General features: G+C 67.6%; 11 protein-coding genes, 1 tRNA gene and 1 other RNA gene. 8 read left to right on the top strand and 5 right to left on the bottom strand.

Annotated elements, in window-relative coordinates; all coding sequences use genetic code 11:
- Window positions 1-165 precede the first annotated feature (165 nt).
- Window positions 166-816: a TetR/AcrR family transcriptional regulator gene (locus tag ACFRAH_RS04950; protein WP_377989801.1), complete on the top strand. Its 651-nt coding sequence runs from the start codon at window positions 166-168 to the stop codon at window positions 814-816.
- 30 nt (window positions 817-846) lie between these two features.
- Here ACFRAH_RS04950 and ACFRAH_RS04945 read toward each other — a convergent pair whose 3' ends face one another.
- Together ACFRAH_RS04945 and ACFRAH_RS04940 are read right to left on the bottom strand one after the other, a co-directional pair.
- The gene (locus ACFRAH_RS04945; protein ID WP_377989800.1) at window positions 847-1,521 is read right to left on the bottom strand and encodes a LytR C-terminal domain-containing protein; all 675 of its coding nucleotides are present in this window, start codon (window positions 1,519-1,521) and stop codon (window positions 847-849) included.
- Complete coding sequence (locus ACFRAH_RS04940) at window positions 1,514-1,813, bottom strand: type II toxin-antitoxin system VapB family antitoxin (RefSeq protein ID WP_377965349.1); 300 nt, start codon at window positions 1,811-1,813, stop codon at window positions 1,514-1,516. Before ACFRAH_RS04940 ends, ACFRAH_RS04945 begins: the two co-directional genes overlap by 8 nt.
- Before the next feature lie 149 nt (window positions 1,814-1,962).
- Here ACFRAH_RS04940 and ACFRAH_RS04935 point away from each other — a divergent pair, with 149 nt between their 5' ends.
- Both ACFRAH_RS04935 and ACFRAH_RS04930 read left to right on the top strand, forming a co-directional pair.
- Window positions 1,963-2,892 carry a hypothetical protein gene (locus ACFRAH_RS04935; RefSeq protein ID WP_377989799.1) on the top strand — a complete coding sequence of 310 codons (930 nt, stop codon included), beginning with the start codon at window positions 1,963-1,965 and terminating at the stop codon, window positions 2,890-2,892.
- A 98-nt stretch (window positions 2,893-2,990) separates the two neighbouring features.
- Window positions 2,991-4,577: a stealth conserved region 3 domain-containing protein gene (locus tag ACFRAH_RS04930; RefSeq protein ID WP_377989798.1), complete on the top strand. Its 1,587-nt coding sequence runs from the start codon at window positions 2,991-2,993 to the stop codon at window positions 4,575-4,577.
- A gap of 63 nt (window positions 4,578-4,640) precedes the next feature.
- On the opposite strand, the gene ACFRAH_RS04925 is transcribed toward ACFRAH_RS04930, so the two are convergent.
- Window positions 4,641-5,552: a phosphodiesterase gene (locus ACFRAH_RS04925; RefSeq protein WP_377989797.1), complete on the bottom strand. Its 912-nt coding sequence runs from the start codon at window positions 5,550-5,552 to the stop codon at window positions 4,641-4,643.
- Window positions 5,553-6,166: 614 nt separating this feature from the next.
- The gene (locus ACFRAH_RS04920) at window positions 6,167-7,666 is read right to left on the bottom strand and encodes a M23 family metallopeptidase (protein ID WP_377989796.1); all 1,500 of its coding nucleotides are present in this window, start codon (window positions 7,664-7,666) and stop codon (window positions 6,167-6,169) included.
- A gap of 159 nt (window positions 7,667-7,825) precedes the next feature.
- On the opposite strand from ACFRAH_RS04920, the gene ACFRAH_RS04915 reads away from it, so the two are divergent.
- Window positions 7,826-8,734 carry an oxygenase MpaB family protein gene (locus tag ACFRAH_RS04915; protein ID WP_377989795.1) on the top strand — a complete coding sequence of 303 codons (909 nt, stop codon included), beginning with the start codon at window positions 7,826-7,828 and terminating at the stop codon, window positions 8,732-8,734.
- Window positions 8,735-8,813: 79 nt separating this feature from the next.
- On the opposite strand, the gene ACFRAH_RS04910 is transcribed toward ACFRAH_RS04915, so the two are convergent.
- Window positions 8,814-8,901: transfer RNA gene (locus ACFRAH_RS04910), tRNA-Ser, on the bottom strand.
- 157 nt (window positions 8,902-9,058) lie between these two features.
- Here ACFRAH_RS04910 and ACFRAH_RS04905 point away from each other — a divergent pair.
- The 4 genes from ACFRAH_RS04905 (at window position 9,059) to recR (ending at window position 13,763) form a co-directional block, all read left to right on the top strand.
- Complete coding sequence (locus ACFRAH_RS04905) at window positions 9,059-9,382, top strand: hypothetical protein (protein WP_377989794.1); 324 nt, start codon at window positions 9,059-9,061, stop codon at window positions 9,380-9,382.
- Window positions 9,383-9,454: 72 nt separating this feature from the next.
- An RNA gene (gene ffs / locus ACFRAH_RS04900) (signal recognition particle sRNA small type) lies at window positions 9,455-9,551 on the top strand.
- A gap of 32 nt (window positions 9,552-9,583) precedes the next feature.
- Window positions 9,584-13,102 carry a DNA polymerase III subunit gamma and tau gene (locus tag ACFRAH_RS04895; RefSeq protein ID WP_377989793.1) on the top strand — a complete coding sequence of 1,173 codons (3,519 nt, stop codon included), beginning with the start codon at window positions 9,584-9,586 and terminating at the stop codon, window positions 13,100-13,102.
- A gap of 61 nt (window positions 13,103-13,163) precedes the next feature.
- Complete coding sequence (gene recR, locus ACFRAH_RS04890; RefSeq protein WP_377989792.1) at window positions 13,164-13,763, top strand: recombination mediator RecR; 600 nt, start codon at window positions 13,164-13,166, stop codon at window positions 13,761-13,763.
- Window positions 13,764-13,786 lie beyond the last annotated feature (23 nt).

The raw sequence follows: 13,786 nt of genomic DNA, 5'->3' as shown, positions 1-13,786 counted from the left end.
AAATCGAGGAAATCACCACGGGCATCGCGGGCAAACAACTTGGGCATCGCACGCTCCATCTGTCAGAGCGTTGCTACGACCATATGACTTTGCCGGCGTTTAGCGGCCATTATCTGTACAAAAACTCGGAAGCGGTTTGGTGACAGATCACGGTAAAGTGTCCCTATGCCCCGGATTTCGGCCCCCAGCAACGCTGCACAACGCGCCGAGACCCAGCGCCGCATCCTGAACGCCTTCGGTGAGCTTCTCTTCTCGCACGGGCTGCCCGGTCTCACCATGACGGACGTTGCCCGGCATGCAGGGATCGGCCGCACGGCTGTCTACAACTACTACGCCGATATCGAAGAGCTCCTGATCGCCTACGCGCTCGTGGAGACGGAACGGTTCATGACGGGGCTGCGCGAATCGCTGTCCCGGCTGGACAATCCGGTGGACCGGCTGGCCCTGTACGTGCGGGCCCAGGTGGAGGACCTCAGCCGCCGCCACCTGCCGCCCGGGCCGGCCATGGGCGCCGTTCTCTCGCCGGCGTCATTCGCCAAACTGGCCGATCATGTGGACGGGCTCAGCGACATGCTGCAGGAGATTCTCCGCGACGGCATGGACCAGGGCTACTTCCCGTCGGCTGATCCGCTCCAGCAGGCGCAGCTGATCCACGGCACGCTCTCCTCCAGCGCCGCCCGCGGCGGCGACGCCTCCGGGGACCTGGAGGAAAGGATTTCCCGGACGGTCCGCTTTATCCAGCTGGGTGCCGGGGCAAGGTTCGACGACGGCGGCCGCCCCGTACGCCTGCAGCCGCCGGCCGCTGCGGCCGGCTAAGGATCATCCGGCCGGCTAAGAGGCAAAGGGTCAGCGCTTGGTGCCCTGGGTGGGCATGACCGGCCACTGCGAATCGTCGGCGACACGCCGGCTTTCCCGCGGGCAGCTGAGCTGGCCCGGCGTCTGGTCTACCAGCTGCGGCTTGACCAGGCCGCGGTAGTCGCTGGTCAGGATCACATCCACGCTGGCGTCTTTGCGCCCGTCCTGGAAGTAGTCGGAGCCCGGCAGATTCCGCTGGACGGTGAAGGCCGCCGACTGTCCGGCAGCACCCGAGACGATAGCCGCCACGCCGCGGTACCCGGTCTCCGTGTTGGCCACGTTGCCAACAACAAATTTCCGGGCCTTGAATTCGTTGGCTGCCGCCTTGGCCAGGCCGTTGCGGCTCGTGGCGTTGAGGACGTTTACCTTCACTTTGGCGGGCGGCGTGTAGTCGAAGGTGGTGGCGGGGCAGACGGAGGAGTTTTCCTGGGCCTGGATGGCGGACGGAAACTTGATCTGCCCGCTCATCACGCCCATTGCCCCCATGATTCCCGCGACAATGAGGCCCAGCAGCAGCACGAGGACCACGCCGTGCAGGATCCGGCGGCGCAGCCGGCCGGGGTTTTCCGCGTTCTCGTCGTCGTCGACGAACGTTGCCCTGAGCTCCGGGCCCGTAATCACGCGGTGACCGTGCAGGACGGTCAGGTCCTTGGGTTTTCTAGCCATCGATCACGAGCACCCTTGCATGTATAGCGGTGCGCTGGTGCAGTGCCGTCCTTACCGCCCGGTGCAGGCCGTCCTCCAGGTAGAGGGTGCCCTGGTACTGCACCACATGGGGAAAAAGGTCGCCAAAGAAAGTGGAGTCCTCGGCAAGGAGCGCTTCAAGGTCCAGGGTCCGCTTGGTGGTCACAAGTTCATCCAGCCGCACGGGACGGGGCGGAAGCGCCGCCCAGTCTTTGGGGCTACTGAAACCATGGTCGGGGTAAGGGCGTCCCTCGCCCACAGCTTTGAATATCACCCTGCAAGCGTAAGCAACCGGCCGGTTCAAGGGAATGTGGAATCAGCGCGCCGTGGGAGGTTGTGGCCAAACAGTAACTATGTGTCACATCCGGGCGGCCACCCCCGGACCGGAGCGGGTTCGCCGTGGCCGGCTGACAGAATGGGACCATGACTGCACCCTCTGCGAACGCTGCCCCGCGCTTCGGCACCCACAGGCCGTCGGAACCGGCGCTGGCCCTCCTCCTGGACGTTGACGGACCGATCGCCAGCCCGGTGACCAGGGATGTGAAACCGGAGATCATTGCCGATCTGGTGGCGCTCGCGGACGCCGGAGTGCCGGTCATCTTCAACACCGGACGCTCGGACGCGTTCATCCGCGAGCAGGTCATGGAGCCCATGATCGCGGCCGGCATGCCGGGCGGTACGCTGATCCACGCCATCTGCGAAAAGGGCGCCGTGTGGTTCAGCTACACCGCGGCCGGTCCGGGGCCCGTCCACGTGGACCGCGAGCTCGCCATGCCCGCGGCATTCGGCGATGACGTCCGGCGCATGGTGGCTGAGGACTATTCCTCCCACATGTTCTTCGATGAAACCAAGCGCGCCATGGTGTCCGTGGAGCAGCACATTGAAGTGCCCAACAGTGAATACCTCGCCGAGCAGAAGCTGTTTGATGCCGAGGCCATGGGACTGATGGAGCGCCACGGCCTGGGCGTCGTGCGGCTGGATCACCACGCCCCGAATTCCGACGACGAGATCGACTACCGGGTGGATCCCACCATCATCTCCACGGACATTGAATCTGTCCGGCTGGGCAAGGACCTCGGCGCCAGCCGCGCGGTGGAGATGCTGGCGGCCCAGGGCATCACGCCGCAGGCCTGGCGGACGGTCGGGGACTCCCGCACGGACTACGCCATGGCGGACTGGCTGCACCACAACGACCACGCCGTGAAGCACGTCGACGTCCGGCCCGCGGATGGTGTGCCGGCCAAGCCTTACGACGTTCTCACCGCAGCTGACCTGGGCCTGCCGGAAACGGTGATCCACGACGACGCCGGGGCGGCGTTCCTGTCCAGCTGGCGGCAGGCGCTGCTCGGCTAGGCCCGCTGCCGCGGCCTGCCCTGTATGTTTTCCGGGCAGGACTATCATGCAAGTAAGACTTCCCCCCCAACCAGCATGGGAGAAACACCATTACGGACGTGACGGTTCAGGACGATATCTACTACGGCGCCCAGGCATCCGAGGACGCACCAGCACTCGCGGAAGCAACGTCGCCGGCGGCTGTGGCGCGCCTCAAGCACCGCCCCGACGTCATTCGCCGATCGGGCCGGTATGCGCTCATCAACGACACCCGGACGCCCTACCAGGCCATGGTGGAGGACCTGCTCTTCCTGCGGAACGTGCTGGACGGGGCCGGGCTGGATTACCTGCTGGTCCGGGGCAACAACGACCGCCCGGTGATCGCCCTTGACTGGAAGGACCGGAAGAAGCTGCGGTCCGCCCTCGTGGACGCCTGCCGGAACGAGCCGTTCTACTCCATGACCGTGGACGCGAAGAAGAAAACGTCCGTCCTGGTTGCCGACGGCGAACTGTCCGTCAACCGGCAGGCCCGCATCTTCCGGCTGTACCGCCCGCGCGTCGAGCCCGAGGGCGGCTTCGAATTCGGCGCCTCCGCCGGCGTCCAGGTGGAGCTGTGGAGCTTCCTGGGCAACGAAGTGATCCTGCCCATCGAAAACTCCCTCACCCGGCGCACCATGATGGCCCACGAGGCCGTCCGCGGAACGGTTGAGCGCTACGGCCACACCTGGCCCACCATCGAGAACATGTTCGCTGACCACGCCAGCGACATCAGCTTCGACATCGACATCGTCTTCTCCTGGGTGGACGGCACCTCCCCGGAGTACATCGCCGCCCGCCGGGCCCGCCAGGCGGGGGCTGTCCTGGGCTCGGGCGACGACCACGAGGCGCGCTACCGGCAGATCAATGAGCTCAAGTACGCGCTCCGGTCGGTGTACATGTTCGCACCCTGGATCCGCCGCATCTTCATCGCCACGGACTCCCCCGCGCCGGAATGGCTGAACGACCACCCGTCGGTCACCATCGTCCGCAGCGAGGAGTTCTTCGCCGACCCGTCGGTGCTGCCCACCCACAACTCACAGGCCGTGGAGTGCCAGCTGCATCACATCGAGGGGCTCTCCGAGCATTTCCTCTACTCCAACGATGACATGTTCCTGGGCCGGCCCGTGGGCCCGGACATGTTCTTCACACCGGGCGGGATCACCAAGTTCATCGAGGCGGAAACCCGCATCGGCCTCGGCGAGAACGACGCCGAACGCAGCGGCTTTGAGAACGCGGCCCGGGTCAACCGGAAGCTGCTCTGGAACCGCTTTGGCCGGATCACCACACGCCACCTGGAGCACACGGCCGCCCCCCTGCGGCGGAGCCTCGTGGCCCAGATGGAGCAGGAATTCCCGGCGGAGTTCGCGAGCACAGCCGCCAGCACCTTCCGGGCGGCGGACAACATCTCCGTCACGAATTCCTTCTACCACTACTACGCGCTGCTGACGGGCCGGGCCGTGACCCAGACGGCGGCCAAGGTGCGCTACGTGGACACCACGCTCCGCGCGGGGCTGAAGTACCTGCCCAAGCTGCTGAACAAGCGCAACATGGACTTCTTCTGCCTCAATGATGGAAGCTTCCCGGAGGTTCCGGCCGACGAACGCGCCGAGCTGGTCACCCACTTCCTGGAGAAGTACTACCCCATCAAGGCGCCCTGGGAGAAGTAAGCCCCGAACTCACGGAAGAAGCCTCCGCCGGACCGGCGGAGGCTTCTTCCGTGGAGCGCAATCCTACTTCCGCGTGAGCATCGGGCGTTTGCGGCCCTCGGGGAAGCGGATTCCGGCTGCCGCCAGGCGGCGTTCCGTTTCGTCGGGGCTGACGTACTCGCCCACGGTCGGTGCGGCACCCAGCGGCACCACTGAATGCACCACCGTGTGCTCGTAAACGTGCACCATGTTGAAGGCCTGCCCTCCGTCGCGGCCGCGCGTGCCGCCCACCGGAACGTTCAGGTCCTGGGTGTAGCACGTGGCGGAGGCCACGGACACCGGGATGCCGGCGAAGCTCGCCGTCGTGGAGTAATGCAGGTGGCCGGCGAGGATGCTGCGAACATCCGAATTCCGGACCACTGCGGCAAGGGACGCCTGGTCGCGGAGTTCAACCAGCACGGCCAGGTCCAGGACCGACGGCACCGGCGGATGATGCAGCGCCAGGATGGTGCCGTCCGGAGCGGGGGTCTCCAGCTGTCCTGCAAGCCAGTCGAGCTGGTTATCGCTGAGTTCGCCGTGGTGGTAGCCGGGCACGGACGTGTCCATGGTGATGACCCGCAGACCGTTGACGTAGTAGCTGTGGTCCACGGGATCGTCGTTGCCGTGCTGGTCGAAAAGACCCGCCCGGAAGTTGGCCCGGTTGTCGTGATTGCCCATGGCCCAGATGACTTGCGCACCGAGGTCCCGGCATGCGGGCTCCACGATCGCGCGCAGCTTGGCGTAGGCCTCGGGCTCGCCCATGTCGGCCAGGTCGCCGGTAAAAATCACGGCTTCCGGGCGCGCGCCGGAGGCCTGAACCTCATCGAAGAGCTGGATCAGGCGGGCTTCGCTGTCAACTGCGCCGTATAGGGGGTCCGGACCTCCCAACAGGTGGGGGTCACTCAGGTGGAGTAGAAAATGGCGTGGCCGGGGGTGTTCGGCCTCGATGAGCTCCATTGCAGCCTTCGTGGTAGTGAGGAAGCCGGGCGCCTCCTGTGTTCCCTCCCAGTACGCTCCATCCAATCAGATAAAAAGCGAACTATGGGGAAACGGGAGTTGGCATGTTGAAAAATTACGACACACCGCCGCCGCTTCCAGGCTACCTTCCTCGCTTTCGTTTCCTCTGACGGCCTTCAACCGATGGCCGCTTCGTTATTTTGCCGCGCGTTGTTGGGATTGCAGTTACATTGGGGGCCCTACTGTTCCGGGCGGGATGCTCTTCCGGAATGTGCCCGGCTCACCTGGCGTGGATCTGCCTGTGCGGAGGACGACGGCGCGCGGCGGCGCCGGGCGGACCAGCCGCCCGGCAAGTCCGGTACAGCCCGTACATGCGGGGTCGGCGGACGCGTCAGACTCGGGCACCATATCGCCAGTGAGGCAGCCGAAACCCGGGCGGCTTCCGTCGAGTGTCGGCGGAATCGTTTGGAGGGAAGTCACATCGTGCTCTCTCGCCGGGTGCATGGCTGTCATTAATGACAACGGCTTTGGCCCCCGTTGCATTCCCTGGACCTCCTCACCAATTGATTTCACCCGGTCAGCGAACAGCCCGACGGAGGCTGCTCCCTGACCGGTTAGGGCGCCGCCGGCGCCGCCGGAGCAGCTACCGCCGCGGCAGCTGCTTCCGTTGGCGCAACACTGGGCGCAACTGCCGGCGCGGTCGCGGTTGCCGGCTCCGACGTGGGAACCGGCGCCGGGGCCGTTTCTGTGGCCGTCGGAGTGGGGACCGGGTCCGGCGCGGGTACCGGAGCAGGGTCTGCAGGCGCGGTTTCTGTTGGGGCAGGTTCGGAACTCGTGATTGGCACGGATGGCGCAACCGGATCGCTGGGTGCCGGCGGTGCGGGGTCGGCCGGGACCGCGGGCTCTGTGGGGGTCGGGTCAACCGGAGCCGGGGTCGGCGTCGTGGGCGCCGGCGTCGGAGTGGGTGTCGGGGTTGGGGTAGGCGTCGGCGTGGGAGTCGGCGTCGGTGTCGGGGTCGGCTTGGGCTTCGTGGTGGTCGGCGGCTTGGGCGCCGTCGGCTTTGGGGTGGCCGTGACAGTCGGAGTTGCAGGCGGCTGGGTGGTCTGCGAACCGGACGAGGTGGAACCGGAGCTCGACGAGCTGGGGACCAGGTTGGCTCCCGCAGTATTCGATTTGCCGCCACGCGGGTTGGCCACTGCGGCTGCGGTGGCGGGCGTCAGGCCGTCGTCGGTGTTGCCCGGTCCGCTGTTGCCGGGGATGTTGGGAATGGCCCACCCGTAGGTGGTGGCCGAACCGCTTTCGAAGCTGGTAAACACGGCCGGCGTCAGCTGATCGGTCTGCCGGATCGGCAGCAGGGTCCACTTCATCGGGTCCTCGTGCTGGCCGTCCTTGATCACCTCGAAGTGCAGGTGGCAGCCGGTGGAGGATCCGGTGGTCCCCACCTCCGCGATGATCTCGCCAACGCGTACGTGGTCGCCCTTTTTGACGGCGATGCCCTGCAGGTGGTTGTAGGTGGTGATCAGGCCGTTGCCGTGGTCAATTTCCACCCTGTTGCCGCCGCCCCAGGGGTGCCATCCGGCGGCCCGGACCACGCCGGCGTCGGCCGCATAGACACGCGTGCCGCAGGCAGCAGCGAAGTCCTGGCCCCAGTGGAATTCGCCCACTTCGCCGGTGATCGGGCTGCGCCGCAGGCCGAACGGAGAGCTGGGAGTGAGGACTTCCAGGGGCGCCATCAGGAAGCCGGCGGCGGGCCGCTTCAACGCGGTGGAGGCCACACCGGGAGACTTGGCAGCGACTGTCCTGGTTGCCTTGACGGTGGAGTTCGACACCGTGCGTCCGGTGGGAGCTTTCGCCGGCGCGGCGATGCCGGACCCGCTGATCGGGTAACCGGGCGGGGTGGTGTCGGGATCCAGTAGCTCCGGGCCGACGACGCCCGAGGCAGGCGCGACCGGAACAGCAGCACCCACGGGCTGCTGGATTGGGGCGGCTGGCCCCTGGAATCCGAAGGCAAAGACGGAGAAGCCGACAACCACCGCCGCGGACAGGCTCCGAAGGGCGATCCGGCCAGGGCCTATCACCGCCGGTGCGTGCTTGTGTCCCCCATGATTTGCCACAGAATTCTCCTGGATCGGTACCCGCCAAACTCCTGTCTCGACGAGCGTGTCCTCCATTGTGGCCACAGCCAAAAGCACGGCGGTACCCCTAAAACTGGGGGGCCAACGGGCACGGTCTTATAGGCTTAACCGGGCCGCTTCGGCGCGCGAGAATGAAATATGCGGACTTTCGTAAGGGAGTGGCAAGCGGAACTGAAGCGCACGCTGACGGGCAGCCCGGACGCGCTGCCGGACTGGGCCCGGAAGTTTGCCCAAGGCGACGACCGCGGGTATTTCCTCCCCGGTTCTGCGGTCTGGACCGTCCATGCGGGCATGCCGACAATCATCGGCGGCATCCGGGCGCTGCTGATGCAAAGCCTCCATCCCGGTGTCCTCGCCGGAGTCCACGACCATTCAAATTTCCGCGAGGACACGCTGGGCAGGCTGGCCCGGACCACGGCGTGGATCCACGCCCTCACCTACGGATCCACGGCCGAGGCCCGGGCGGCAACGGCGAGGGTGGTCCGGCTCCACGAGTCCGTGTCCGGAAAGTATGTCGACGGCGATGGCACGGTCAAGGATTACTCCGCCAACGATCCTGAATTGCTCCGCTGGGTGCACGTCACGTTCACGGACTCGTTTCTCCGGGCGCACGAGCTGTGGGACGGACCCATCCCCGGCGGCCCGGATGCGTACGTGCGCGAATGGGCGCAGGCAGGCAGGCTCATGGGCGTGGAGTTTCCGCCGGAGTGCAAGGCCGACCTCGACCGGGAACTCGGAGAATGGCTTGCCGCCGGCACCCTCCGCTGCGACGATCGGGTCGCCGAAACTGTTGCCTTCATCCGGCATCCTCCCCTGCATCCCCTCCTGAAGCCGGGCTACCGGGTGCTCTTCGAGGCCGCCGTGTTGAGCCTGCAGCCCGAATACCGCCGGCTGCTCGGACTGCGGACGGCCCGCCTGGGTCCCCTGCCGCTGCCGGTGAGGGTGCCCGCCTGGGTGACTCTCGCCGTCGTACGTTTTGCTTTGGGCCGGGCCAGCCCCAGCGAACTGGCCGCCCGCAGGCGGCTCCGGAGGCTGGGGTTGGCCTAGCAGCCCCGCCATCAGTCCGGGGATCCTTTGGAGGAAACAGAAAACCCGGTCCTGACGGGGTCAGGACCGGGTTTTCCGATGGCGGAGAATGGGGGATTTGAACCCCCGAGGGCGTTAACCCAACACGCGTTCCAGGCGTGCGCCATAGGCCGCTAGGCGAATTCTCCAGCTGCTCTTGAACCAAAAGCAGATACTAGAATACCTGAACTTTCCGGCATCTCCCAATCGGCCGGATCGGCCACTGCGGCATGCCCGTTTTGGGGCAGTCGTGGCGCCGCCCCCCGGGGCGCCAGTGAGGCCTGAATCGGGTGGCAGGATGGTGCCATGGTCCCGCTTCATGCGCTCGTGGTTTACGTTCCCGATTCCCACGCGGAAGCTGTGCTCACCGCGATCGGCGACGCCGGCGCCGGCCGGCTGGGCAAATATTCGCACTGCTCCTTCACATCCCCGGGGACGGGACGCTTCACCCCCATGGCTGGTGCGCGGCCCTTCATCGGCACCGCCGGCGAGCCGGAGGAAGTTTCCGAGGTCAGGATCGAATGCATTGTGGAAGAGGAGGTGCTCGATGCCGTCGTGAAGGCATTGCGGCAGGCCCACCCGTACGAGGAGCCGGCGTTCCTGAGCTGGCCTGTGGACGGGCACCGGTGAGGCCCCGGCGACGCCGGCCGCCGGCCCGCCGGAGCCGATTCGGGCCACGCCCAAAGTTCGGGTAAAGTATCTGACGGCCCCTCATGTGGCGTCATCCTGTTGAACTCCCCCAGGACCGGAAGGTAGCAAGGGTAGATGGGCTCTGGCGGGTGCATGAGGGGTCTCTTATTTAATGTCAGTCCCTATAGGTAGGTTTCCCCTGTGACTGTTACAACTGCCCTTTACCGCAGGTACCGCCCGGACTCGTTCGCGGACGTTATCGGGCAGGAACATGTCACCGAGCCGCTGATGACGGCCCTGCGCAAGAACCGCGTGAACCACGCCTACCTTTTCTCCGGCCCGCGCGGCTGCGGCAAGACCACCTCTGCGCGCATCCTGGCCCGTTGCCTCAACTGCGCGAAGGGCCCCACGGACACCCCGTGCGGCGTCTGCCCCAGCTGTGTCGAACTTGCCCGCGGCGGGGCAGGTTCCCTCGACGTCATCGAAATCGACGCCGCCAGCCACGGCGGCGTGGACGACGCCCGCGACCTCCGCGAGCGCGCCACCTATGCTCCGGTGCGGGACCGCTACAAGATCTTCATCATTGACGAGGCCCACATGGTCACCTCGGCGGGCTTCAACGCCCTGCTGAAAATCGTCGAAGAGCCGCCGGAACACATCAAGTTCATCTTTGCCACCACGGAGCCGGACAAGGTCATCGGGACCATCCGCTCGCGCACGCACCACTACCCGTTCCGGCTCGTGCCGCCGGAACCGCTGATGGCGTACCTCGAGCAGTTGTGCCACCAGGAAAACGTTCCGGTGGCCCCCGGGGTGCTGTCGCTGGTGATCCGCGCAGGTGCCGGATCCGTCCGCGACTCGCTGTCCGTGCTGGACCAGCTCATGGCCGGCGCCGGGCCCAACGGCCTCGACTACGAGCTCGCGGTCGCACTGCTCGGCTACACGCACGCCTCGCTGCTGGACGACGTCGTCGAAGCAATCGCCGCTTCCGATGCCGCCACCGTCTTCCGTGCCGTGGACCGTGTCATCCAGACGGGCCACGATCCGCGCCGCTTCGTGGAGGACCTCCTGGAGCGCTTCCGCGACCTCATCATCGTGCAGGCCATGCCCGAAAGCGCCCAGGCCATACTCCGCGGCATGCCCGCCGACCAGATCGCCCGGATGCAGAACCAGGCACACAATCTCGGCGCAGCCGAGCTTTCGCGGGCGGCCGACGTCACCAACACCGCACTGACGGAGATGACTGGTGCCACGTCGCCGCGGCTGCACCTGGAACTGCTCTGCGCCCGTATCCTGCTGCCCAGCGCCGAGCAGACCGAGCGCGGCATCGCCGCCCGGATCGACCGCGTGGAGCGGCGCCTGAACTACACAGGGTCCGACGCCGGTGCTCCCACCGCCGTTCCGGCAACGCCGGCTGTGCCGGTTCTGGACTCGGCTCCGGCTCCCGCGCCTGCGGCAGGTCCGGCTGCTCCCCCGCCCGCGGCAGTTCCGGCTGCTGCCACGCCCGCTGCAGTTCCGGCCGCTGCGGCTCCCGCGGCCGCTCCTGCTCCTGCTCCTGCTCCTGCAGCGAACGCGCAGCAGGAGCCTGGACCGCCCAGCATCCAGGCCCCGCCCGAAGCCCAAGGCGCTCCCAACATCCAGGCCACACCCGCGGCGCAGGAAGCGTCCGGCAGGGAAGCGCTGGCTGCGCCGCGCATCACCACGGGTGACTGGCCCATGGATGACGTTGCCGCACGTGACCGGCGGGCCGCCCCGGGCGGTGACAACCGGGAACCTGCTTCCCAGCATTCAGCCGCCCCGTCGGCGCCGGAACCCATCGCGCGTGAACAGGCCGCGCGCCCCGAGCACACCCATCGTCCTGAGCCGGCGGCGGCACAGGCCCCGCCTTCCCCCGCCGGCACATCTCCCGCCGGGGGGCACGCCGACGTGGAAGTATTCCGCCGCGCGTGGCCGGAGGTCCTGCAGACCCTGACAAGGATCAAGCGGAGCACCTGGGCGCTCGTGGAGCCCAACGCCCAGGTCGGCCAGTTCGACGGCCAAGTCCTGACCCTCGTCTTCACCACCTCGGGTCTGGCCGGCGCGTTCGGCCGAGCGGACCACTCCGAGAATCTGCGCCAGGCCATCCATAAAACGATCGGCATTGACTGCCAGATCACCGCCGTGGCCGGCGCCGGCAGCTCAGCGAGCTCTGAACCAAACCCAAAAGCGCCTACTAGCCGGGACATTCCGGCTGCCACCACCGACGCGGATTGGGGCATTGCCCCGGCCGCGGGTGGCTCCGCACAGCCGGAACCCGCCACGGCCCGCCCTGCGGCAACGGGTCCGACGCCCGGATCGGCAGACCCGTCCGCCGCGAGCGCTACTCCGTCTTCGCCGGAGGCCCCGGCGGTCTCCGCGCCGCAATGGTCGGGACCCAACATCACGGCCTCACCGTCGGACACGGCCGCCGCTGCCACTGGGAGCGCTACTGGCGCAGCCAGCAACGCCGCACCAGCAGCCCACCCCGCGGACTACGACGCCCGCAGCGCAGGCGCTGAATCCAGTAGTGGACCGTCCGCATCCACCCGGCAGCCCGCCCCGCCAAGCGGTGCTGTCCAGCCGGTTGCCACGCGCCCCGCTCCCGAGCCGACCGCCCCGCAGGACGCGGCACGCGGCGCCCAGCCGCAGACCGGCGACTATTCCTATCCGGATGACGACTGGGGCCCGCCGCTGGACGAGGACGCCCCTCCGCTGGACGAAGAGCCTCCCATGGACTGGGAGCCGTCACGCCAGGGGCAGGCCAGCCATGCGCCGGCAACCGAAGCAGACCGGGCTGGCGGGCCCGCACCGTCGGCACCGCAGATCCGCACCGCCACTGCCGATTCGGCACCACCGCCGCGCCAGCCGGGTCCCGGCACCTCAGCTGATCCGTGGTCCCGCGCGGTGGAGCAAACGCCTGGCGTGTGGCTACTCGGCGCCGACAGCAACGTGGGCAAATACACAGGCGCGCCCGACACTCAAGGCGACGAGGAGCCAACCGGGTCCGCTGCGCCGGATTACCCACCGGCAGCCGCCCAGCCGCCGCACGGCGGCGGCGTCACGGCCGCGGGTAACCAGCCGTCCACCGGGTGGGGTGAAAGCGACCGGGGCGAAAGCGTCCAGGGTGAGAGCACCAACCAGCCTGAGAGTGCCCCGGCGGAGGATGCGTCCGTTGCGAACGCGCCGGAGACCGGCGACCGGGGTGTGCCCGCGTTCGCTCCTGCCTACGCCATGGCATCCGCCCCGGCAGCTGCCAGCCACGAGTACGGGGCACCCACCCCACGACAGGGCGTCCGCGCACCCGCCGTGACCCCGGCCAGCGACGCCGGCCAGGTTCGGGTTCCCGTGTTCGCGGCCGGCTCCGGACCGTCCATCCAGGCAGGACCCGCCATCCAGGCAGGACCCGGTGTTGCCGCCGCCCGCACCGCGGCGCCCGAGCCGGCAACCGAGACTCCAGCCAGGGGCAAACTGAGCCTCTACCAGCGGCTCTCCAACAGTCCGGAGGCAGAAGCGGGGCGGGCCAAGGCGCCTGCGCGGACCGCCGAGGAACCAGCCCCATATGTCCAGGACATTCCCAGCGCGGATGACGAAACCATCGAGGAGTCGGGCGTCTTTGGGCGTGCCGCCGTCGAGCGTATTCTGGGCGGAAAGCTGATCGAGGAACGGTCGCTGGACGGCAGCCCCCTGATGCCGCGGTACTGACCGGCGGCACCCGCCATCCTTCAACCAAGCAACGAGTTTCAACCAAGCAATCGAGGAAATAGTGTACGAGGGTGCAGTTCAGGAGCTGATCGACGAGCTCGGACGCCTTCCCGGCGTCGGGCCGAAGTCCGCGCAGCGCCTGGCGTTCCACATTCTGGAGGCAGACCCCCAGGACATGAAGCGGTTGGTGGAGGCCATCACCACGGTCAAGGAACGGGTCAAATTCTGTACCTCCTGCGGCAACGTGACCGAGCAGGAACTGTGCAACATCTGCCGCGACCCGAGGCGCGACCCCTCGATCATCTGCGTCGTGGAGGAGTCCAAGGACGTGCTGGCGGTGGAGCGCACGCGCTCGTTCCGGGGCCGGTACCACGTGCTCGGAGGCGCCATCAACCCGATCGCCGGGGTCGGCCCCGAGCAGCTGAGGATCCGCGAACTCCTCAACCGGCTCAGCGACGGCGCCGTCCAGGAGATCATCATCGCCACCGACCCCAACCTTGAGGGCGAGGCCACGGCCACGTACCTGGCGCGCATGCTGCAGTCCATCGGGGTCGCCGTCACCCGGCTCGCTTCCGGGCTGCCCGTGGGCGGCGACCTCGAGTACGCGGACGAAGTCACCCTCGGCAGGGCCTTCGAGGGCCGCCGGAATGCGCTCAGCTGACTGCAAGGGTCACAATTCCACAG

Origin of the sequence: Arthrobacter sp. NPDC056727, from assembly GCF_042790555.1 — a bacterium.
In the GTDB taxonomy this organism is placed as follows: domain Bacteria; phylum Actinomycetota; class Actinomycetes; order Actinomycetales; family Micrococcaceae; genus Arthrobacter.
The sequence above is the reverse complement of the archived record's forward strand: the minus strand, read 5'-3'. Positions and strand labels throughout refer to the sequence as shown.

Excerpts from the sequence above, each read along its gene's own strand:
- ACFRAH_RS04935 (WP_377989799.1), top strand. The coding sequence starts at position 1,963 with ATGACTGCACCCTCTGCGAACGCTGCCCCGCGCTTCGGCACCCACAGG.
- ACFRAH_RS04945 (WP_377989800.1), bottom strand. The coding sequence starts at position 1,521 with ATGGCTAGAAAACCCAAGGACCTGACCGTCCTGCACGGTCACCGCGTG.
- ACFRAH_RS04925 (WP_377989797.1), bottom strand. The coding sequence starts at position 5,552 with ATGGAGCTCATCGAGGCCGAACACCCCCGGCCACGCCATTTTCTACTC.
- ACFRAH_RS04950 (WP_377989801.1), top strand. The coding sequence starts at position 166 with ATGCCCCGGATTTCGGCCCCCAGCAACGCTGCACAACGCGCCGAGACC.
- ACFRAH_RS04905 (WP_377989794.1), top strand. The coding sequence starts at position 9,059 with ATGGTCCCGCTTCATGCGCTCGTGGTTTACGTTCCCGATTCCCACGCG.
- ACFRAH_RS04915 (WP_377989795.1), top strand. The coding sequence starts at position 7,826 with ATGCGGACTTTCGTAAGGGAGTGGCAAGCGGAACTGAAGCGCACGCTG.